This is a genomic window from Bradyrhizobium sp. SZCCT0148 (assembly GCF_018129985.1).
Classification (GTDB): domain Bacteria; phylum Pseudomonadota; class Alphaproteobacteria; order Rhizobiales; family Xanthobacteraceae; genus Bradyrhizobium; species Bradyrhizobium japonicum_H.
Window position 1 is genome coordinate 528,689 of sequence record NZ_JAFCKT010000001.1, and the last position, 22,061, is coordinate 550,749.

Here is a 22,061-nt window from a genome sequence, read left to right on the forward strand (position 1 = left end):
GCGAGACCCTCGTTCAGTCCTCAACTCTTCTCGGGCTGGCGGGCGATGCGTTCCAGCAGGCGGCGGATCTCGCGGTTCTGTTCGCCCTGGCCGTCGGCCCATTCGCGGATCATCTGCTGCTCGGTGCGCATGTGCGAGACCAGCGCCTGAATGGCTTCGGCAAGGCTTGCCATCGCCGCCGTGGTGCCGCGGCTGGCGCTGCCTTCCTCGAGCACCGAGCGCAAGCGCTCGACCGCGGCCTGGAGTTCGCCGCTGGCGACCCCGCCGCCGCCGGAAGCGACCGCGACCTCGCCGCTGCCATATTCGCGCACGGTGGTGGCGAGCCAGTCTTCGAGGTCGGTATAGAAGCGGTTCTGCGCCTGGCTCGATTGCAGATCGAGGAAACCGAGGACCAGTGAGCCGGCAAGGCCGAACAGCGAGCTGGAGAACGAGATGCCCATGCCGCCGAGGGGGGCGGCGAGGCCCTCCTTCAGCGTGTCGAACAGCGCGCCGGAATCGCCGCCGACCTTGAGCCCGTCGATCACCTTGCCGACCGAGCCGACCGTCTCGATCAGGCCCCAGAAGGTGCCGAGCAGGCCGAGGAAGACCAATAGGCCCGTCATGTAGCGCGAGATGTCGCGGGCTTCATCCAGGCGGGTCGCGATCGAATCGAGCAGATGCCGCATGGTGGTCTGGGTGATCGACATCCGCCCCGATCGCTCGCCGCCGAGGATCGCCGCCATCGGCGCCAGCAGCTTCGGGTGCCGGGCCGGCGCCAGGCCGGGGTCGGCGATGCGGAAATTGTTGACCCAGGAGACCTCGGGGTAGAGCCGGATGACCTGGCGGAAGGCCAGGATGATGCCGATGAACAGCACGCCGCCGATCAGGGCATTGAGGCCGGGATTGGCGAAGAAGGCCTGGATGATCTGCTTGTAGAGCACCACGCCGACCAGCGCGCACAGCACCAGGAAGACCAGCATCCGCACCAGGAAGACGCTGGGTGAGGACAGCTTCGTGTACTCGATATCCATGGTGGAGCGGGGCGAGGTGCCTGACGGCATGGCCGGTATCATCCATTCCAAAAGCTTGCTTGCGGTGCGCACTATGGCACAGCGCCGGCCCAAAAAAAGCGCCGGATGCGCCGATTTCGGGGCCAGCTCGGGAACCCGGCCCGAAGCGGCGCTTTGATAAGCCGGTATTTGCAGCGATCTGCCAGTCAGGGGGCGCATGAGCGTCGTTTCCGCGATCATCGGGACTGCCGAACGCGTGCCGCTGCCGGACGTCGTCCTCCGCGCCGCGATCCAGCGCCTGTGCTCCCGCAGCGCAACGCGCCTCGCCGCGCATGATGCGGCCACTGACGCCGCCTTCGCCGGACGGATGATGCTACGGCCGATCGCCGAAAACGCGGAAGCCCGGCGCGGGGAGGTGCCCGCGTCGTTCTTCGCCGAAATGCTCGGCCCCAACCGCAAATATTCCTGCTGTTTCTACAAGACCGATGCGACCACCTTGCAGGAGGCGGAGGAAGAGGCGCTGCGCCAGACCGTCGCGCATGCCGGCCTCGCCGACGGCCAGACCATCCTCGAACTCGGCTGCGGCTGGGGCTCGCTGTCACTGTGGATGGCGCGGCAGTTTCCGCACGCCAGGGTGACGGCGGTGTCGACCTCGCAGGCGCAGCGCGCTCATGTCGAGGAAGAGGCCCGGCGGCGCGGCCTGCTGAACCTGCGCGTGGTCACTGCAGACATGAACGTGTTCGCGCCCGAAGGCCAGTTCGACCGCATCGTCTCGGTCGAGATGTTCGAGCAGATGATGAACTGGCGCAAGCTGATGACGCGCCTGCGATCATGGCTGGCGCCCGAGGGGCGCTTCTTCATGCAGATCGTCACCCATCGCTCCGGCTCGCAGCTGTTCGACCGGCTCGATCGCGAGGACTGGATCGCGCAGCACGGTTTCACCGGCGGGCTGATACCGAGCCATCATCTCGTCAGACAGTTCGGCGACATTTTCACAGTCGAAAAGGAATGGTGCTGGAGCGGCACGCATTATCAGCGCACCGCCAACGACTGGCTCGCCAATTTCGACGCGCATCGGGATGCGATCGAGATGTCCCTGCGTCAGGTTCATGGCGAGCAGACCTTCCTTTGGATGCGGCGCTGGCGCTGGTTCCTGCTCGCCACGTCGGGCCTGTTCGGCCATGCCGATGGAACCGAATGGGGCATCAGCCACTACCGGTTGAGGGCCGCGGGGTAATTGCGATGTTCCGCCGCAGCACGCCGCGATGGAACAGGTCTCACAATCGAGTGACTCGGTAAAAGATCTTTAGTTTCAGTACGATGCACTGTGTGACAATGAGCCGCCAGCAGCATGCGTTGCATCGCAGCAGGCGCATTCTATTTTGACGGCATCGGCCGCACCAAATCGCCCAGAACGGGCCGCGGGCGGAGCGTGATCAATTTCAACAACCTCGGGGCACTTAACTTCATGTCAGGACTTCGCGCGCGATCGGCATGCGTTGCAATGATGCTCGCGGCCTTGGCGCCGCTGCTCGCGGGCTGTGACGAGTCCAACTCCGCCGTTTCCGCCGCCCCGCCGGCCTATCCCGACGTCAGCGTGGTCGTCGTGAAGCCGCAGCCGCGCGCCGTGGTCCGGGAACTGCCCGGCCGTATCGCGCCGACGCGTGTCTCCGACGTGCGGCCGCGCGTCTCCGGCATCGTGGTCGAGCGCCTGTTCCGCCAGGGGAGCGAGGTGAAGGCCGGCGATGCGCTTTACCGCATCGATCCGCGTCCATTCGAGGTCGAGGTGTTGGCCAACGAGGCCGCCCTTGCCAAGGCGGAGGCTGCCTTGATGCAGGCCAAGCAGCAGGCGCACCGCATCGCCACGCTCACCAGTCAGCGCGCCGCGCCCGAGGCTGAGAACGAGAAGGCAGTGGCCGCCGAGCGCCAGGCCCATGCCGAGGTCGAGGGCCGCAAGGCCGACCTTGCGCGCGCCAAGCTCAATCTCGATTATGCCACCGTGCGCGCGCCGATCGATGGCGTGGTCGGTGCCGCGCTGGTCAGCGAGGGCGCGCTTGCGGTGCAGAATGAGACCAATCTGGCGACCATCCAGCAGCTCGACCCGATCTACGCCGACTTCACCCAGTCGGTGAACGAGCTCAACCAACTGCGCCGCGCCTTCGAGACCGGCGACCTCGAGCGCATCGCCTCCGATGCCGCCAAGGTGCATCTGGTCCTCGACGACAACACGCTCTATTCGCTCGACGGCAAGCTGCTGTTCTCCGACGCGAAGGTCGACGCCCACACCGGACAGGTGACGTTGCGCGGCGAGTTCCCCAATCCCAAGCGCGAGCTGTTGCCGGGCATGTATGTCCGCGTCCGTATCGACCAGGGCCTCGATTCCGATGCGATCGCGGTGCCGCAGCAGGCGATCCAGCGCAATGGCGGCGGCGGCAGCGAAGTGTTCGTCGTGAAGGACGACAACCACATCGCGGTGCAGCCGGTGCGCACGGGCTCGGTGCAGGACGGAGTCTGGTTCATCACCGAAGGCCTGAAGGCCGGCGACAAGGTCGTGGTCGAAGGCTTCCAGAAGTTCGCCGCCGGGGACAAGGTCAAACCGCAATCCTGGTCGGAGGCGGACGCGACCGCGGACAACCGGCACGCCCAGAAGCTCACGCGGTAACGCATCATGGCGAGCTTCTTTATCGACAGGCCCATCTTTGCCTGGGTGGTCGCGCTGTTCATCTGTTTGATCGGTGCAATCGCGGTGCCGCTGCTGCCGATCGCGCAATATCCGATCATCGCGCCGCCCTCGATCTCGATCTCGACCAGCTATCCCGGCGCCTCGCCCGAAAATCTCTACAACAGCGTCACGCGCCTGATCGAGGAGGAGCTGAACGGCGCCTCCGGCATCCTCAACTTCGAATCGACCAGCGACTCGCTCGGTCAGGTCGAGATCATCGCCAATTTCCAGCCGGGCACAAATACCAACGACGCTTCGGTGGAGGTGCAGAACCGCATCAAGCGCGTCGAGGCGCGCCTGCCGCGCGCTGTGATGCAGCAGGGCATCCTGATCGAGGAAGCGTCGAGCGCGGTGCTTCAGATCATCACGCTGAGCTCGACCGACGGCAGCCTCGACGAGGTCGGCCTCGGCGACTTCATGATCCGCAACGTGCTCGGCGAGGTCCGCCGCATTCCGGGCGTCGGCCGCGCCACGCTTTATTCGACCGAGCGATCGCTTCGCGTCTGGGTCGATCCGGCCAAGCTGGTCGGCTATGGGCTCACCGCCGACGACGTCAACAAGGCCATTGCCGCGCAGAACGCCCAGGTCGCCTCGGGCAGCATCGGCGCCGAGCCGTCGACGTCGAGCCAGCGCACCTCCGCGCTGGTGCTGGTCAAGGGTCAACTCTCTTCGCCGGACGAGTTCGGCGCCATCATCCTGCGCGCCAATGCCGACGGCTCGACCGTGCGCCTGCGCGACGTCGCGCGCGTCGAGGTCGGTGGTCTGAGCTACCAGTTTAATACCCGCCTGGACGGCAAGCCGACCGCGGGACTCTCCGTGCTGATGTCGCCGACCGGCAACGCGCTGGCGACGGCGAGCGCGGTTGAGGAGAAGATGAAGGAGCTGTCGCGCTTCTTCCCGGCCAACATTACTTACGAAATTCCCTACAACATCACGCCCGTGGTCGAGGCCTCGATCAAGAAGGTGCTGATGACCCTGGTCGAGGCCGTGGTGCTGGTGTTCGTGGTGATGTTCCTGTTTCTGCAGAACATCCGCTACACCATCATCCCGACCATCGTGGTGCCCGTAGCGCTTCTCGGCGCCTGCACCACGCTGCTGCTCGCCGGCTATTCCATCAACATGCTTTCGATGTTCGGCATGGTGCTCGCAGTCGGCATCCTCGTCGACGACGCCATCGTCGTGGTCGAGAACGTCGAGCGCATCATGGCCGAGGAAGGCCTGTCGCCGAAGGAAGCGACACGCAAGGCGATGTCGCAGATCACGGGTGCCATCATCGGCATTACGCTCGTGCTGATGGCGGTGTTCGTGCCGATGGCATTCTTCCCGGGATCGGTCGGCATCATCTATCGCCAGTTCTCGGTCACCATGGTCGCGGCGATCGGCTTCTCCGCTTTCCTCGCGCTATCGCTGACGCCGGCGCTGTGCGCGACGCTCCTCAAGCCCATCAAGGGGCACGGCCATTCGACCAACTTCGTGTTCAGCCGGTTCAATAGTTTCCTCGAAGCCTGCCGGTTTCGCTACGCGCGCACCGTCGGCTTCTCTCTGAAGCGGACCGGTCGCCTGATGCTGGTCTATGTCGCGCTGCTGGTCGGCCTGTCCTGGGCCTTCGTCAGCCTGCCGGGCGGCTTCCTGCCCATCGACGACCAGGGCTTCATCACCACCGACGTACAGACGCCGTCGGACTCGTCGTACGGCCGCACCGAGGCGGTGATCGAGAAGGTCGAGAAATATCTGGCGCAGCGGCCGGGCGTCGACAACGTCACCTTCCTCACCGGCTTCAGTTTCTCCGGCCAAGGCATGAACACGGCGCAGGCCTTCATCACGCTGAAGGACTGGTCGGAGCGCGGGCCGAAAGACTCCGCCGCGGCGATCGTCAACGACATCAACCGCGATCTGGGATCCTCGATCCGCGACGCCAAGATCTCCGCGCTGCAGCCGCCGCCGATCGACAATCTCGGCAACTCGTCGGGCTTCTCGTTCCGCCTCCAGGACCGCGGACAGAAAGGTTATCCGGCCTTGATACGCGCCGCCGACCAGTTGATCGCGGAGGCCAATGCGAGCCCGGTGTTGCAGAAGGTCTATGTCGAGGGCCTGCCCGAAGCGGGCGTTGTCAATCTCGCGATCGACCGCGAGAAGGCCGGCGCCTTCGGCGTCACCTTCGAGGACATCAACAACACGATCTCGACCAATCTCGGCTCGAATTACATCAACGACTTCCCGAACCGCGGCCGCATGCAGCGCGTCGTGGTGCAGGCCGATGCCCGCGACCGCATGCGGACCGAAGACATCCTGAACTACAACGTCAAGAACAGCCGCGGCCAGCTGGTGCCGCTCTCGTCGTTCGCGACGATCGAATGGGCGCGCGGCCCGACCCAGATCGCCGGCTTCAACTACTATCCGGCCGTGCGCATCTCCGGCGAGGCCAGGCCCGGCTTCACCTCGGGCGACGCCATCGCCGAGATGGAGCGCCTTGCCGGCCGGCTGCCACGCGGCTTCGGCTACGAATGGACCGGGCAGTCGCTGCAGGAAAAGCTATCGGGCTCGCAGGCGCCGTTCCTGCTCGCCCTCTCGATCTTCGTGGTGTTCCTGTGCCTCGCTGCGCTCTACGAAAGCTGGACCATTCCGCTCGCCGTGCTGCTCACGGTGCCGCTCGGCGTCGTTGGCGCCGTGATCGCGGCCATGCTGCGCGGCCTGCCCAACGACGTCTATTTCACCGTCGGCCTGATCACCATCATCGGCCTTGCGGCAAAGGACGCGATCCTGATCATCGAGTTCGCCAAGGATCTGCGCAAGGAAGGCAAGCCGCTCGTGGATGCCACCATCGAAGCCTGCCGCCTGCGCTTCCGCCCGATCCTGATGACCGGCCTCGCCTTCATCTGCGGCGTGCTGCCGATGGCCATCGCCCATGGCGCGGGCGGCGCCAGCCAGCAGGCGCTCGGCAGCATCGTGATGGGCGGCATGATCGCGGTGGTGATCCTGGCGCTTCTGATGGTGCCGGTGTTCTTTGTCTCGGTGCAGCGCGTGCTGGGTGGGGACAGGGAGCCGAAGGCGGCGAGGGAAAGCGAGGCGTACGGGCCGCCGGCGCAGGTCAAGCCGTAAGGCACCGTCATTCCGGGGCGCGCGTAGCGCGAGCCCGGAATCCATCGTGCGGCCAGCAATGCGGATCAATGGATTCCGAGTTCGCGCCAAGTGGCGCGCCCCGGAATGACGGGCGGAGTGTGAAGCGTGGCCTGCGCGCTACGCCGGCTTCCGCAAAATCTTCACCAGCTCCCCGTGCACGAACTCATTCCCGCACACGACATGCCCGGTCACCACCGGGTCGCCCGGCGTGTCGATGTCGGTCACCGTGCCGCCCGCCTCGCGGACCATGATCAGGCCGGCGGCGACGTCCCAGGATTGCAGGTTGCGCTCCCAGTAGCCGTCGAGGCGGCCGGCGGCGACGAAGGCCAGGTCGAGGGAGGCGGCGCCGAAGCGGCGCAGGCCCGCGACGCGGTCCTGGATCGCGGTCATCTCGCGGCGGAATTCCTCGTGGTCGCCGCGGCCGATATGGGGCAGGCCGCAGGCCACCACGCATTCGTTGAGCTGGCGGCGGCCGGCCACCCGCAGGCGCTGGTCGTTCAGGAAGGCGCCCTTGCCGCGCTCGGCGATGTAGAGCTCGTCATTGGCGGGGTTGTAGATCACGCCCGCAATGATCGTGCCCTCGCGCGACAGGCCGATCGAGATCGCGAATTGCGGGATGCCGTGCAGGAAGTTGGTGGTGCCGTCGAGCGGGTCGACGATCCAGGTGTGGCTCTTGTCGCTGCCCTCGCGGGTGCCGCCTTCCTCGCCGATGAAGCCGTAGCCGGGCCGGGACTTGGCGAGGTCCTCGTAAAGGATCTGCTCGGCGCGCTTGTCGGCGAGCGAGACGAAATTGGCCGGTCCCTTCAGCGAGACCTGGAGATGCTCGATCTCGCCGAGATCGCGCTTGAGGCTGCGGCCGGCGCGACGCGCAGCCTTGACCATGACGTTGATAGTGGCGGAATACAGCATGAGCTCTGGGTCTTGATCGGGAAATGGCGCGAAATCGCGCTTGTTTGAGGGATTGGGTGCCCTGCAAGGGCCCTCAGGTCAAGTCATTGCGTCAGGTCATTTGCTCCCAAGCCATTTTTTGGCGGCGGCCTCCGCCTTGGTCCGGTCCTCGGCCGGCAGGTCGGCCAATTGCTTGTCGAGCTCCGGGTCGCCCTTGCCGGAGGTCTTGGCCACCAGGTGCCATTTGAAGCCCTCGACCTTGTCTGCGGGAACGCCCACGCCGTTGATCAGCACCCAGGCCAGCCGGTTCTGTGCGATCGCGCTGCCCTGGCGCGAGGCCTTGCGCAGCAGGGCCACGGCGGCGGGCTGGTTCTTCGGGGTGCCGGTGCCGTTGAACATGGCGATGGCATATTCGACCTCGGCGTCGACATTGTCGGCGAGCGAGGCGGCCTGCAGCAGCCGCACCGCGCGTTCCGGGTCCTTCGGCACGCCGGTGCCTTCCTTGTAGAAGGTCGCCAGCGCGTACTGCGCCTCGGGCAGGCCGGCATCGGCGGCCTGACGCAGCAGCTCGGCGGAGCGCCTGACGTCCTGCGGCAGGGTCTGGCCGTCCAGATAGAGCAGCGCGAGATTATAGGCCGCCTTGGGCTCGCCGAGCTTGGCGGCGGACGCCATCAGCTTGACCGCCTCGCTCTTGTCGACCGAACCGCCGCGGCCCGAAATGCGCAGCATGGCGAGCGCGAACATCGCCTCGCGGTCGCCGGCGTCGGCTGCGCGCTTGTACCATTCGGCCGCCTTGGCGTAGTCGCGGCGGATGCCCATGGCGTTGGAATAGAGCTCGCCGAGCATGGTCATCGCCTTGGGATCGCCCGCTTGCGCGCGGGCGGTGGCGAGATCGAATGCCGTCTTGTACTGGCCGCGCTGATAGGCGCCGAACACCAGATCGGCGTTGGAATTGTCGGTCGACGGCGCCGGGATCACGGTGGCGGCCGGCTTGGGCGAAGGGGACGGTTTTGGCGAGGGCGACGGCTTCGGCGCCGGCGCGGCCTCTTTCTTCTTGGGAACCGCGTCCGGCTTGGGCTTTTGCTTCTCGCGCACAGCGCTCGGGATCGTGGCCGGCGGCGCGATCTGGAGCTGCGCGGCAGCGGGCCCCGTGAGCAGCAGCGTGGCCAGCATGGTGATGCAGGGAAGCTTCATGTCGGGCGCTAGCCGTGCTCGCTGCCGGCAGGATTCTGGTCGGCCGTCACCGTCGCATGGGCCTGCTTGATTGCGGCGTCCACTTCGATCAGCGCGGCCTTGGGTCCGCGCGGATCGGCCCAGACGAAATCGCCGACCAGCACGAAATCGGCGCCGCTCGCGGCGAAGTCACGGGCTTCCTGCAGCGACATGGCAAAGCCGACGCAGGGAGGCTCGAACAGCTCTGCCCACCAGTCGATACGTTCGGCGATCGCCTGCGCCGAGGGACGCTGGCCTTTTGCATCGAGCTCGCCGAACAGCAAATAATCCGCGCCCAGCTCGCCCGCATCCATGGAATGGTGCCGCGTCGTCAACCCGCCGACGCCGGCGATGCGATCGGGCTTGAGCGACGGCAGCGCCTCTTTCAGCGCGGCGATGCCGGGCAGGTGCGCGCCATCGGCGCCGCCGCGCGCGACCAGCTCGGCATGGCCCTCGACCAGTAGCGCGGCGCCCGCCTTCTGCACCGGCGGCGCGAGCGTCTTGATGCGCGAGATCATGGTGCGCTGGTCGGTTTCCTTCAGCCGCAACAGCACGGCTGCGACATCGGCCGAGCCAAGCAGGCCGGGCAGCTCGGCGGCGAGCGCAGCCGGATCATCGACGACGGGCGTCGCGAGATAGAGGCGCGGCGCCGGGCGCGCCGGAGGCGGTTTGTTCGACAAGATCTAGGCTGCCTTCTGTTCCAGGCTACTTTGCCATTCGCCCTTGGAGGCGAGGCCGTTCATGCGCGCGCGATGGCTGAAGGCGCGCTGGCCGGCTGCGACATTCTCGGCCTTGCCGGCCCAGGCCTTCTGCGGCGCAGCCTGCAGCGCGCGGCCGTATGAGAAGGTCAGCCCCCAGGGCAGCGGGCCGAGCTTGTGCATGGCGTTGAGATGCGCAGTCGCTTCCTCATCCGACTGGCCGCCCGAGAGGAAAGCGATGCCCGGCACCGCCGCGGGCACGCAAGCTTTCAGCAACCTTACCGTCTTCTCCGCGACTTCCTCGACGGAGGCCTGCTTCGGGCACTTCTTGCCTGAGATCACCATGTTGGGCTTGAGCACCATGCCTTCGAGCGCGACGCGCTGCACGCGCAATTCCTGGAACGTCTTGTTGAGCACCCGTTGGGTGACCTCATGGCAGCGGTCGATGTCGTGGTCTCCGTCCATCAGCACTTCCGGCTCCACGATCGGCACGATCTGTGCGGCCTGGCAGAGCGCGGCGTAGCGGGCCAGCGCATGAGCATTGACGCTGATCGCGGTCATCGAGGGAATCCCGCTGCCGATGTCGATCACCGCGCGCCATTTGGCGAAGCGCGCCCCGCGCTCATAGTACTTCTTCAACCGCTCGGCCAGCCTGTCGAGCCCGACGGTGACGAGTTCGCCCGGGCACATCGGCAGGGCCTGCGTGCCTTCGTCGACCTTAATGCCGGGAATGGCGCCGCTTTGTTCGATCAGCTTCACCAGCGGCGTGCCGTCCTTGGCATCCTGCCAGATCGTCTCGTCATAGAGGATCACGCCGGAAATATACTGGCTCATCGCCTCCTTGGAGCGGAACAGCATCTCGCGATAGTCGCGGCGGTTGTCTTCGGTCGACTCCACGCCGATCGCGTCGAACCGCTTCTTGATGGTGCCGGAGGATTCGTCGGCGGCAAGGATACCCTTGCCCGATGCGACCATGGCGGTTGCGACTTTATTGAGCTCAGTCAGATTCATCGAGAGGTCCTCCCAAAACGATTCTGCCCTTGCCTGTGAAGTTAGACCGTTCTCAGGCAATTGCCGAGTTAACGTTCGTCGCAGGGTAGGGGGGAGGCGACCTCCCCAGCGTCATGGCCGGGCTTGTCCCGGTCATCCACGCCTTGCCGCGAGCACCCTAGAACGTGGATGCCCGGGACAAGCCCGGGCATGACGACCTCTCGCGAAGCTCTCGATGCGGACCAGCCACGAGCGGGGCGCGTGCGATCCCCGGTCTTACGCCACCTTGGGATCGAGCTCACCCTTGGCGTAGCGCTTGGCCATTTCGGCGGTGGTCAGGACCCGCTTGATCTTGGAGGCCTGGCCGGCGGTGTTGAACTCCTGGAGCCGCTGCTTGCACAGCTTGGTCATGGCTTCCATCGCCGGTTTCAGGTATTTGCGCGGATCGAACTCTTCCGGATGATCCTTCAGCACCTTGCGGATCTGGCCGGTCATCGCCATGCGGTTGTCGGTATCGATGTTGATCTTGCGCACGCCGTTCTTGATGCCGCGCTGGATCTCGGCCACCGGCACGCCCCAGGTCGGCTTCATCTTGCCGCCGTTGGCGTTGATGATCTCCTGCAGGTCCTGCGGCACCGACGAGGAGCCGTGCATCACCAGATGCATGTTCGGCAGCTTGCGGTGGATCTCTTCGATCACGTTCATGGCGAGGATGTCGCCGTCCGGCTTGCGGGTGAACTTGTAGGCACCATGCGAGGTGCCCATCGCGATCGCGAGCGCGTCGACCTTGGTCTCCTGCACGAACTTCACGGCCTCGTCTGGATTAGTCAGGAGCTGGTCGTGGCTGAGCTTGCCTTCGGCGCCATGGCCGTCTTCCTTGTCGCCCATGCCGGTTTCGAGCGAGCCGAGCACACCGAGCTCGCCCTCGACCGAAATGCCGCCGAGATGGGCCATGTCGGTCACGGTCTTGGTGACGCCGACATTGTAGGCCCAGTCGCCGGGGGTCTTGCCGTCGGCCTTCAGCGAGCCGTCCATCATCACCGAGGTGAAGCCGGCCTGGATCGCGGTCATGCAGGTCGCGGCCTCGTTGCCGTGGTCGAGATGCACGCAGACCGGGATGTGCGGATAGATTTCGGTGACCGCGTCCATCATGTGCTTGAGCATGATGTCGTTGGCGTAGGAGCGCGCACCGCGCGAGGCCTGGATGATGACGGGCGCGTCGACCTGGTTGGCCGCGTCCATGATCGCCAGCGCCTGCTCCATATTGTTGATGTTGAAGGCCGGTACGCCGTAATCGTTCTCCGCCGCGTGGTCGAGCAGTTGACGTAACGTGATCCGAGCCATCTGTCTTGTTCTCCCGTTGGGGCTTCTAAGGCCGCTTGCTTACTTGATGCGCAGAACTTCAACGCCGGGCAGGGGCTTGCCTTCCATCCATTCGAGGAATGCGCCACCGGCGGTCGAGACATAGGTGAAGTCACCGGCCACATGGGCCTGGTTGAGGGCTGCAACGGTGTCGCCGCCGCCCGCGATCGAGATCAGTTTTTTCGCCTTGGTGCGCTCGGCGGCGTGTTTGGCGGCGGCCATCGTGCCGCGGTCGAACGGCTGCATCTCGAAGGCGCCGAGCGGTCCGTTCCAGACCAGGGTCGCCGCGTCGTCGATCGCGGCGTGGACGCGGGCGATCGATTGCGGGCCCACGTCGAGGATCATGCCGTCGGCCGGGATCGCATCGAGCCCATAGGCATGCGACGGCGCGTTGGCGGCGAAGTGATAGGCGACGGTGGCGTCGACCGGGAGGATGATGGCGCAGTTGGCGGCTTCCGCCTTCTCCATGATGCGCAGCGCGGTCGGGGCGAGATCCTTCTCGGCCAGCGACTTGCCGATTCCGACGCCCTGGGCGTGCAGGAAGGTGTTGGCCATGCCGCCGCCGATCACCAGCGCATCGACCTTGGTCACGAGGTTTTCGAGCAGGTCGATCTTGGTCGAGACCTTGGCGCCGCCGATGATCGCGATGACGGGCTTGGTCGGCGAACCCAGCGCCTTCTCCAGCGCATCGAGCTCGGCCTGCATGGTGCGGCCGGCATAGGCCGGCAGCTTGTGGCCGAGCCCTTCGGTCGAGGCGTGGGCGCGGTGCGCCGCCGAGAAGGCGTCATTGACCCAGATGTCGCCGAGCTTGGCCAGCTCAGCAACGAAGGCCGGATCGTTCTTCTCTTCCTCTTTGTGGAAGCGGGTGTTCTCCAGGCACAGGATGTCGCCATCCTTCAGCGCCGCCACGGCCTTGGCCGCGGCTTCGCCGATGCAGTCGTCGGCGAAGGCGACGGGCTTCTTCACCACTTTGGCCAGAGCCTCGGCGACAGGCTTGAGCGAGTCCTTGGCATCGCGGCCCTTCGGCCGGCCGAAATGCGCGAGCAGGATGACCTTGCCGCCCTTGTCCGAGATTTCGGAGATGGTCGGCGCGACGCGCTCGAGCCGGGTCGTGTCGCTGACGCGGCCGTTGTCCATGGGCACGTTGAGGTCGACGCGCAGCAGCACGCGCTTGCCCTTCAATTCGACGTCGTCGAGGGTGCGGAATTTGTTGGTCATCGGATGGCCCTTGTCCCGGGCGCACTGCGGCGCGCAGTGCCGCTGTGCAGAACCGGGACCCATGTTGCAGCGAGTCCGGCGGTTAGATGGGTCCCGGCTCTGCGACGCAGCGTTTCACGCTGCATCGCGCCCGGGACACGAGAGCGAAGTCAGATCACCTTCGCGATCGCAGCGGCAGTGTCGGCCATGCGGTTCGAGAAGCCCCACTCGTTGTCGTACCAAGACATCACGCGCACCAGCGTGCCGTTCTGCACCTTGGTCTGGTCTTCGTGGAAGGTCGAGGAGTGCGGGTCGTGGTTGAAGTCGATCGAGACGTTCGGCGCACTGGTGTAGCCGAGGATGCCCTTGAGCTGCTGCTCGCTGGCGCGCTTCATCGCCGCGTTGATTTCCTTGACGTCGGTGGCACGCTTGGCGACGATCTTGAGATCGACCACCGAGACGTTCGGGGTCGGCACGCGGATCGCGACGCCGTCGAGCTTGCCCTTGAGCTCCGGCAACACGAGGCCGATCGCCTTCGCAGCACCGGTCGAGGTCGGGATCATCGACATCGCCGCCGCGCGGCCGCGATAGAGATCCTTGTGCATGGTATCGAGCGTCGGCTGGTCGCCGGTATAGGCGTGGATGGTGGTCATGAAGCCGGTCTCGATGCCGACCAGATCGTTCAGCACCTTGGCAACCGGCGCCAGGCAGTTGGTGGTGCAGGAGCCGTTGGAGATGACCAGGTGCTCCTTGGTCAGCGTCTCGTGGTTGACGCCGTAGACGATCGTGGCATCGGCGCCGTCGGCGGGCGCGGAGACCAGCACGCGCTTGGCGCCGGCGGTCAGATGCGCGGACGCCTTGTCCTTCGATGTGAAGATGCCAGTGCATTCCATCGCGATGTCGACGCCGAGATCCTTCCAGGGCAGCTTCGAGGGATCGCGCTCGGCGGTCACCTTGATCTTGCCGCCGCCGAGATTGATCGTATCGCCGTCGACGGTGACGGTGCCGGGGAAGCGGCCATGGACGCTGTCGAAACGAAGGAGATGGGCGTTGGTCTCGACCGGACCGAGGTCGTTGATGCCGACGACCTCGATGTCCTTGCGGCCGGACTCGGCAATAGCCCGCAGGATGTTGCGGCCGATGCGGCCAAAACCGTTAATTCCAACGCGGACTGCCATGTTTCGTCTCCTTCAATGACCGTTGTCATCCCGCACAACGCGCCATACGCGCCTGCGAGGGTTTTTTAGGGGCGGACGCTCGGTTCGGCCGGGCGGTGCTTGATCATATGAGAGATTACCTAGTCCTTTTTTCGGGCAAGCTCAACACTCAGGAAACGCGCTTCAGGACAGCGTTAACCGCGGCCTCGGCGGTAATACCGAAGTGCTGGAAGATCTTGTTGAGCGGGGCGCTGGCACCGAAAGAGTGCATGCCGACAAACTCGCCATCCTGGCCGATCACGGCGTCCCAGCCCCAGCGTATGGCGGCCTCGATCGCAACCTTGATCGGCGCGTTGCCGATGATGGCGTCGCGGCGTTCTTTTGGTTGCGCTAACAACAGTTCGAGCGACGGTACGGAGACCACCCGTGTCGGAATGCCACGCTCGGCAAGCTGCTTCTGGGCGGCGACCGCCATCTCGACCTCGGAACCGGAGGCAAACAAGGTCGCCTTGGCTTCGCCCTGGGATGCCACGAGCTCGTAGGCGCCGTGCTGGCAGGGATTGTCGTTCGTGGCGGTGGTCCGCAGCTGCGGCAGGTTCTGCCGCGTCAGCGCCAGCACGGTCGGGCCGTCGGTGCGGTTGAGCGCGAGCTCCCAGCACTCGGCGACCTCCATCGCGTCGCAGGGACGAAACACGCGCATGTTCGGAATGGCGCGAAGAGCGGAAAGATGCTCGACCGGCTGATGGGTCGGGCCGTCTTCGCCGAGGCCGATGGAGTCGTGCGTCATCACGTAGACGACGCCGGCGCCCATCAGCGCCGCAAGCCGCATCGCGGGCCGTGCATAGTCGGTGAACACCAGGAAGGTCGCGCCGTTCGGCGCGAAACCGCCATGCAGGAAGATGCCGTTCATCGCCGCGCACATGCCGTGCTCGCGAATGCCGTAATGGATGAAGCGGCCCTTCGGCGTCTTGGCAGAGAAGGCGGTTGCCGACTTCGCCTTGTTGTTGTTGGAGCCGGTGAGGTCGGCCGAGCCCGCGAGAAATTCCATCGGCATGGCGCCGGCGATGACCTCAATCACGGCTTCGGAGGACTTGCGGGTGGCCGCGGTCATCGGCTTTTCGAGCAACTCCTTCTTGTAGGCCTTGAACGCCTTGGCGAGCGCAGCCGGACGTTCGTGGCGGAGCCGACGCTCGAACTCGGCGCGCTTGCGGCTGCCAAGCTCACCAAGCCTTGCTTCCCATTCCTGACGCGCCGACGCGCCACGACTGCCGGCCGCACGCCAGGCCTTCAGCACGTCGTCGGGCACCGAGAACGGCTCGAGCGAAATCCCGAGATTTTCCTTGGCGGCCTTGAGCTCGTCGGCCCCGAGCGCCTCGCCGTGCACCTTGTTGGTACCGGCCTTATGCGGCGCACCGAAGCCGATGGTGGTGCGGCAGGCGATCAGCGTCGGCTTGCTGGATTTCTGCGCACGGGTGATGGCAGCGGCAATGGCGGCCTGGTCGTGGCCGTCGATCTTCTCGGCGGCCCAGCCGCACGCCTTGAAGCGCTTCACCTGGTCGACGGAATCGGAGATCGAGGTCGGACCGTCGATCGAGATGCCGTTATCGTCATAGAGCACGATCAGCTTGTTGAGCTTCCAGTGCCCGGCCATCGCGATCGCTTCCTGCGAGATGCCCTCCATCAGGTCGCCGTCGGAGGCCAGCACATAGGTGTGGTGGTCGACGATCTTCTTGCCGAACTCGGCGGCCAGCATCTTCTCGGCGAGCGCCATGCCGACCGCGGTCGAGATGCCCTGGCCGAGCGGACCGGTGGTGGTCTCGATGCCCTTGGTGTGGCCGTGTTCGGGATGGCCCGGGGTCAGCGACCCGATCTGACGAAAGTTTTTGAGCTGGTCGATCGTCATCTCGGGGCTGCCGAGGAGATGGAGCAGCGAATAGATCAGCATCGAGCCGTGGCCGGCCGAGAGCACGAAGCGGTCGCGGTCGGGCCATTCGGTGGCAGCGATATCGAATTTCAGGAACTGCGTGAACAGCACCGTGGCGATGTCGGCAGCGCCCATCGGCAGGCCGGGATGGCCCGATTTCGCCTTCTCGACAGCGTCCATCGAAAGGCCGCGGATCGCGTTGGCCATGCGGTTGTGGTCGACCTGCGTCATGTCTGAAATCCGTCTGAAATGAGGCGCTTGGAGGCGACGAGCGCCCGCGCGGGAGGAGCCTGGCGGCCTGAAGGTCGGGGCTGGGATAGCACCTCGGTTCCGGGAGTCCAAGGCAGTCAAACGCGGATTTGGCCGTAAAAGTTGCCTCTGTGGAGATCGCCATCGGCGCGGGTGCAGGAGCTGGAACTGGCCGCCAGCGCGGCATCGTTCCGATTGATCGGTGCATAGTTTTGCGGCGGCGTTGCGCTGGGCTAGCTTGCTTTGTAAATTTCTGCTTCTAACTGCTTGCCGAACCGAGTCTTTTGCCGGGCGGCGAGCCCCAGCAAAAGGCCACTGGGCAAAGGCCGCCAGGTTTCACCGCTGACTGCATGAACGATCGCGTCTCCAACAGTGCTGCCATGACGGAGTCTTCCGCGGTCGAGATCGAGATCGCGACCCGAAGATTGACGGCGGCGCTCGACTCGCTGGAAAGCGCGGTGGAACGACGACGCGATGCGGATCGCGACGAGAACGAACTCGCAGCGCGCATTCAGGCGCTGGGCGCGGATCGTTCGCGACTTGCCGATGAGCTCGACGGAGCGTTGGTGAAGGCGCGCAAGCTCGAGCGCACCAATCGCGAGATTTCCGACCGGCTGGATTCCGCGATCGTTACGATACGCTCGGTGCTCGATACCGGAGAGGACGGATGAGCCACATCAACGTCACCATCAACGGCCGGCAATACCGCATGGCCTGCGAGGAGGGCCAGGAAGTGCGGCTGCTCAAGCTCGCCGAGAGCCTGGAGACCCGCATCCAGTCTCTGCGCGGAAAATTCGGCGAGATCGGCGATGCCAGGCTCACCGTGATGGCGGCGCTGACCGTCTGTGACGAGTTGGTCGATTCCGGCAACCGTCTCCGCACCATGGAGCAGGAGCTGACCGAGCTCAGGGACTTCCGCAACGCCGCCGTCGAGCGCGCCAGGATGACGCAGACCGCGGTGGTGAATGCCCTGAACGCGGCAGCCGAACGCATCGAGAAGTCGACCCAGGTCCTGAACCGGACCGTCGGCAACGGGATTGCGATCGGGTAGGGGCGCCGATGACGCGCTGAGTTGTTGTCCTCGGTGCGGGGCAGGCTCAATCTCTCCCGCTTGCGGAAGAGGTCGCACCGAAGGCGCGGGTGAGGGCTCTGTCCTCTGGGGGATTGTCCCGTTGCGCAGACAACCCTCTCCCCAACCCTCCCCCGCTAGCGGGGGACGGAGCGGACCTCCGTCCTGGCTCGCACCCGCTTGATGATGCCGAAGTTCGGTACTTCCGCCGGGCTGGCGATTCGTCAGCATCGTTGTTACATTGCTTGGGCGAGGCTGCGACGCGCGTCAGGAGCCATAATATCCCCGGGGCCTTATCGATCCTTTAGGGAACTGTCCCTGGCCGGGCCCGTGGGCCCGGACATATGGTGCCCACCTACTTTCGTAGGGAACTCCGGGATCGAGTGCTTCAACGGCGTACGCGGCTTCGCACTGTTTTCTTTGGTTCGCGCTTGTTGAATGACGGCGGCCAGTTCAACAGGCGTCATGCCTCCCAGAGTGCGCGATTGCGCACGGGGCGGGGCATCCAGTACGCCGCGGCATTTGTGTGAAGCACTAACGCCCTGGAATACTGGATCACCCGCATGCGCGGGTGATGACGTGGGGGACGCGCATGACCAACACCAAAGCCGAACTCCGTGCCAAGGCCCTCGCCGCGCGCGACGCGCTGAGCGAGAAGAAGCGCGCCACGGCCGCCGCAAAGCTCGCCAAGCGTGGGCTGCCGTTCGAACTGCTGCCTGGCAGCATCGTCTCCGGCTATTCGCCGATCCGCAGCGAGATCGATCCGATGCCGCTGCTGAAGAAGCTCGCGGAGCAGGGCGCAAAGCTGGCGCTGCCTTGCGTCACCGCGCGCGGCCAGTCGCTGATCTTCCGCATCTTCCATCCGAACGACCGCCTGATGCTTGGCCCGCTCGGCATTCCCGAGCCTTCGCCGGCGGCGGCCGAGGTCATTCCGGACATCATGCTGACGCCGCTCGCGGCCTTCGATCGCCTGGGCCATCGCATCGGCTATGGTGCGGGGCATTACGATTTCACCTTTGCGCATCTGCGCAAGACCAAGAATATCGTCGGCATCGGGCTCGCTTTTGCGGCGCAGGAGATCAAGGCGGTTCCGGCACTAGCCCACGACGTTGCACTGGATTATGTGCTAACGGAATCGGACGTGTTCGATTTCCGGAGTTCTGAAGTTGCGCATTCTCTTCGTGGGTGACGTCGTCGGCCGTGCGGGACGCACGGCGATCGCCGACTATCTGCCCGGCCTGGTCAAGGACTGGTCGCTCGATTTGGTGGTGGTCAACGGCGAGAATTCCGCCGGCGGCTTCGGCATCACGGAAGCGATCTATCAGGAGTTTCTCGATGCCGGTGCCGACGCGGTGACGCTCGGCAACCATTCCTGGGACCAGCGTGAGGCGCTGGTGTTCATCGAGCGCGCCGAGCGCCTGGTGCGTCCCGCCAACTATCCGCGAGGCACGCCCGGCCGGGGCGCCGCCCTGGTCGAAACCAAGAACGGCAGGCATGCCCTCGTCGTCAACGCGTTGGGGCGCGTCTTCATGACCCCGTTCGACGATCCCTTCGCAGCATTGGAGCGCGAACTCGGTGCCTGTCCGCTCGGCGTTGCCGCCGACGCCATCGTCGTCGACTTCCATTGCGAGGCGAGCAGCGAGAAGCAGGGCATCGGCTTCTTCTGCGACGGCCGCGCCAGCCTCGTCGTCGGCACGCACACGCACGTGCCGACCGCCGACCACCAGATCCTCTCAGGCGGCACCGCCTACATGACCGATGCCGGCATGACCGGCGATTACGATTCCATCATCGGCATGCAGAAGGAAGAGCCGCTGCGGAGATTCACGTCGGGGATTCCGTCGGGCCGGTTCGAGCCGGCCGCGGGTGCGGCGACGCTCAGTGGTGTTGCGGTGGAGACGGATGACGCGACGGGCCTCGCGCTACGGGTTGCGCCGGTGCGCATGGGCGGACGGCTGGAGCCGGCGACACCGAAATTCTGGTTGAGCTGAAAGCCAAAGCCACTCACCCGGTGTTGTCCCCCCCCGACGACCACATCAACTTTGCCCTCAGCAGCGGACATCGGCGGGCAACTCGAGGGGCGTCGGGTTAGCTCAGTCTTGATCGTCGTGTGGCAACTTCCGCTTCGGATCAGAAGCGCCTCTCAGCGCGCATCGCCGCGAAGTTCAGCTTCGGGCCGATAGGCGATCTGCTCGCAAAGGCACGGATCCGGGCTCATGCGCAATGGCGTTCGATTGTGTCCGCAAGAGCCGTCGGCAGTGAACCTTTCGCGGGAGACCCGCTACAAACAAGCTGCCATCGTCGCGACGGCGGCGCGCGCCGGCCTATCGCGCGACGCCAATTGAGGTTTCTCATGCCGATCGTCCGGATCCTCCTGGTCTTCCTCGCGCTCGCTTCGCCGCTGTCGATGGCGGGATCCGCTGTTGCGGGGCCGCTAGAGGACGCGCAGGCGGCGCATAGCAGGCGCGACTACGCAACCGCGCTACGGCTCTGGCGTCCGCTGGCCGATCAAGGCAATGCCGAAGCGCAGTACGCACTCGGGTTCATGTACGACGGCGGCCAGGGTGTTCCGAAAAATTACGCTAAGGCTGCCAAGTGGTGGCGCCTCGCAGCCGATCAAGGCCATACCTTCGCTCAGTACAACCTGGGGACATTGTACGACAACGGCAATGGGGTGCCTCAGAACAAGGCTGAAGCATTGAAATTGTATCACCTTGCTGCCGAGGGCGGTAACGAGGGTGCGCAGTTCAACGTCGGGGTCCTGCATTTCGCGGGCGTGGCCGTAGCCGAGAACCGGATCGAGGCTGCGAAGTGGTTTCGCCGCGCTGCAGACCAAGGTCATATTGGAGCGCAGGTATATCTTGCCCTCTGTTACGCTACGGGACTAGGCGTGCAGCAAGACAATATTCAAGCATACATGTGGCTCAGTTTGGCGGCTGCGCGAAGTGACCAAGATGCGATCAGCAATCGAAATCGCATCGCGCAGAAGATGACCCCGACACAGATCGCCGAAGCGCAGAAGCTGGCGGTTGAGTGGAAGTCGAAACCGGAACGGTAGTGTTCCCGGGCCTCGCGGAGGCGACGTCTGCTGTGGGTCGTCAACAGCCGTCCCGCGGCGGCAGGAGATGAGCCGGCCCAACACTCGGAAGCGGACTCCGCTACGCTCTCAAGGATGAACCGCAGCGCCACTTCAAGACATCGTCCCATGGGTATAGATAGGGCCATCGTCCACCCGGAGAGCAGCAGTGGGCCGAATAGCAACCTTCGCATGGATCGCAACGTATTGCACGATCATTGGGGTCGCCACTCCACTCTGGGCTCAAGCAGCGCCGGCAGCGTCGGCGTGCGGATATCTCGCTGGTTTACCCGATAAGGCAGCGCCATCAGGGCCGTTGTTCCTGCCCAGCTATCCGACCGTCGAATCGGGGCCGCTCCATGGCGCCGCCTACCTCTATGACAATGCGGTTGCCGCCATCGCGTTGGTCGGTTGCGGCGAGCGAGACAAAGCGTATCGAATTGGCTCGGCGATCCTATGGGCCATCGATAACGATCGCAGCTGGCATGATGGCAGGCTCCGGAACGCATACGCAGCGGGTGTGGTGGCAAGTGGCTCCGCCAAGCTCCCAGGGTGGTGGGACAATGCTCAAAACAAATGGTTAGAGGATCGATATCAGGTGGGTAGCGATGTTGGTAACATCGCATGGGCCATGTTGGCGTTGCTGTCGATTGATGATGTAAACACCGGCGCCGGGTTCCGCGATGGTGCAGCGCGCCTTGGCGCTTGGATCGCGCAATGGGCCGATACGCGCGGTACTGGCGGTTTCACGGGTGGGACGTTTGGGCATGAACCGACGCCACAAGTGCGGACGTGGAAATCGACTGAACATAATACTGACCTCGCCGCCGCATTTGGCCTTCTTGCGATGCGTACAGGCGAGGCGCACTGGCGCGATAAGTCAACGGTTGCCGAGTACTTCGTCAATACGATGTGGAATCCGGGGTGCGCCTGCTTTGCCGCAGGGACCGCTGAAGACGGTGTTACGCATAATCCGATTTTGGCTCTGGATGCCCAGATCTGGCCTTTGACGGCGCTTCACGGAGCGGCCGGAAAATTTGCATCGGCAATGACGACGGCCGAACAGCGAATGAGTGTCGGCGGAGGATTTTCTTACGGTGAAGACCGCGACGGTGTGTGGACCGAAGGTACTGGCCAAATGGCCCTCTTGATGAAATTGCTCGGCAAGACTGAGAGGGCAGAATCGTTGATCGCTGTCATCGAATCGCAGAGGTCGCCCGATGGTGGGTTCTATGCCACGACTGTCCGCGCGTTACCGACGGGGTTCGTGTTGGATACCGACCCGACCAAACCGCGAAACTATTTCCGATTGTCACACCTTGGCGCGGCTTCGTGGGCTGCCCTCGCGGAATGTGGGTTCAATCCCTTTACGATGACAAAGGAACTACCCTAGCTAAGTTCGCTCATC

18 protein-coding genes and 1 other RNA gene are annotated in these 22,061 nt (G+C 64.9%); 10 read left to right on the plus strand and 9 right to left on the minus strand.

Annotated elements, in window-relative coordinates; translation table 11 throughout:
• Positions 1-20 precede the first annotated feature (20 nt).
• Entirely contained in the window at positions 21-1,040 is a 1,020-nt protein-coding gene (locus JQ580_RS02500; protein WP_212278158.1) for a flagellar motor protein MotA, read from the minus strand.
• 166 nt (positions 1,041-1,206) lie between these two features.
• Between JQ580_RS02500 and JQ580_RS02505 the strand changes: the two genes are divergently transcribed.
• From JQ580_RS02505 to JQ580_RS02515, 3 genes are all read left to right on the plus strand, one after another.
• The gene (locus tag JQ580_RS02505) at positions 1,207-2,226 is read left to right on the plus strand and encodes an SAM-dependent methyltransferase (protein ID WP_212278159.1); all 1,020 of its coding nucleotides are present in this window, start codon (positions 1,207-1,209) and stop codon (positions 2,224-2,226) included.
• Between the two features lie 231 nt (positions 2,227-2,457).
• Positions 2,458-3,651 carry an efflux RND transporter periplasmic adaptor subunit gene (locus JQ580_RS02510; RefSeq protein WP_212278160.1) on the plus strand — a complete coding sequence of 398 codons (1,194 nt, stop codon included), beginning with the start codon at positions 2,458-2,460 and terminating at the stop codon, positions 3,649-3,651.
• Between the two features lie 6 nt (positions 3,652-3,657).
• A complete protein-coding gene (locus JQ580_RS02515) occupies positions 3,658-6,810 on the plus strand; it encodes a multidrug efflux RND transporter permease subunit (protein ID WP_212278161.1) in 3,153 nt (1,050 codons plus the stop codon).
• A 138-nt stretch (positions 6,811-6,948) separates the two neighbouring features.
• On the opposite strand, the gene JQ580_RS02520 is transcribed toward JQ580_RS02515, so the two are convergent.
• From JQ580_RS02520 to tkt, 8 genes are all read right to left on the minus strand, one after another.
• Positions 6,949-7,740: an inositol monophosphatase family protein gene (locus JQ580_RS02520; protein WP_106948083.1), complete on the minus strand. Its 792-nt coding sequence runs from the start codon at positions 7,738-7,740 to the stop codon at positions 6,949-6,951.
• A gap of 96 nt (positions 7,741-7,836) precedes the next feature.
• Positions 7,837-8,913, minus strand: coding sequence for a tetratricopeptide repeat protein (locus JQ580_RS02525; protein WP_212278162.1), 1,077 nt, complete (start codon positions 8,911-8,913; stop codon positions 7,837-7,839).
• An 8-nt stretch (positions 8,914-8,921) separates the two neighbouring features.
• Entirely contained in the window at positions 8,922-9,611 is a 690-nt protein-coding gene (locus tag JQ580_RS02530) for a thiamine phosphate synthase (RefSeq protein ID WP_212278163.1), read from the minus strand.
• 3 nt (positions 9,612-9,614) lie between these two features.
• Complete coding sequence (locus tag JQ580_RS02535; protein ID WP_212278164.1) at positions 9,615-10,640, minus strand: class I fructose-bisphosphate aldolase; 1,026 nt, start codon at positions 10,638-10,640, stop codon at positions 9,615-9,617.
• Between the two features lie 255 nt (positions 10,641-10,895).
• Positions 10,896-11,963, minus strand: a complete 1,068-nt coding sequence (gene fba, locus JQ580_RS02540) for a class II fructose-bisphosphate aldolase (RefSeq protein WP_212278165.1) — start codon at positions 11,961-11,963, stop codon at positions 10,896-10,898.
• Positions 11,964-12,002: 39 nt separating this feature from the next.
• Positions 12,003-13,199, minus strand: coding sequence for a phosphoglycerate kinase (locus JQ580_RS02545; RefSeq protein WP_212278166.1), 1,197 nt, complete (start codon positions 13,197-13,199; stop codon positions 12,003-12,005).
• A gap of 149 nt (positions 13,200-13,348) precedes the next feature.
• A complete protein-coding gene (gap, locus tag JQ580_RS02550) occupies positions 13,349-14,356 on the minus strand; it encodes a type I glyceraldehyde-3-phosphate dehydrogenase (protein ID WP_106948088.1) in 1,008 nt (335 codons plus the stop codon).
• Positions 14,357-14,504: 148 nt separating this feature from the next.
• A complete protein-coding gene (tkt, locus tag JQ580_RS02555; RefSeq protein ID WP_212278167.1) occupies positions 14,505-16,490 on the minus strand; it encodes a transketolase in 1,986 nt (661 codons plus the stop codon).
• Between the two features lie 368 nt (positions 16,491-16,858).
• Between tkt and JQ580_RS02560 the strand changes: the two genes are divergently transcribed.
• From JQ580_RS02560 to JQ580_RS02590, 7 genes are all read left to right on the plus strand, one after another.
• Positions 16,859-17,179, plus strand: a complete 321-nt coding sequence (locus JQ580_RS02560) for a DUF4164 domain-containing protein (RefSeq protein ID WP_212278168.1) — start codon at positions 16,859-16,861, stop codon at positions 17,177-17,179.
• Complete coding sequence (locus JQ580_RS02565; RefSeq protein WP_106948090.1) at positions 17,176-17,559, plus strand: cell division protein ZapA; 384 nt, start codon at positions 17,176-17,178, stop codon at positions 17,557-17,559. Before JQ580_RS02560 ends, JQ580_RS02565 begins: the two co-directional genes overlap by 4 nt.
• Before the next feature lie 267 nt (positions 17,560-17,826).
• Positions 17,827-17,988, plus strand: a non-coding RNA gene (ssrS, locus tag JQ580_RS02570) — 6S RNA.
• A gap of 181 nt (positions 17,989-18,169) precedes the next feature.
• Entirely contained in the window at positions 18,170-18,766 is a 597-nt protein-coding gene (locus tag JQ580_RS02575; protein ID WP_212278169.1) for a 5-formyltetrahydrofolate cyclo-ligase, read from the plus strand.
• Positions 18,744-19,568: a TIGR00282 family metallophosphoesterase gene (locus JQ580_RS02580; protein ID WP_212278170.1), complete on the plus strand. Its 825-nt coding sequence runs from the start codon at positions 18,744-18,746 to the stop codon at positions 19,566-19,568. The genes JQ580_RS02575 and JQ580_RS02580 overlap by 23 nt, the downstream gene beginning before the upstream one ends.
• A gap of 362 nt (positions 19,569-19,930) precedes the next feature.
• Positions 19,931-20,635, plus strand: a complete 705-nt coding sequence (locus tag JQ580_RS02585; protein ID WP_212278171.1) for a tetratricopeptide repeat protein — start codon at positions 19,931-19,933, stop codon at positions 20,633-20,635.
• Positions 20,636-20,969: 334 nt separating this feature from the next.
• On the plus strand, positions 20,970-22,046 hold the full coding sequence (locus tag JQ580_RS02590; protein WP_212278172.1) for a hypothetical protein: 1,077 nt from the start codon (positions 20,970-20,972) through the stop codon (positions 22,044-22,046).
• Positions 22,047-22,061 lie beyond the last annotated feature (15 nt).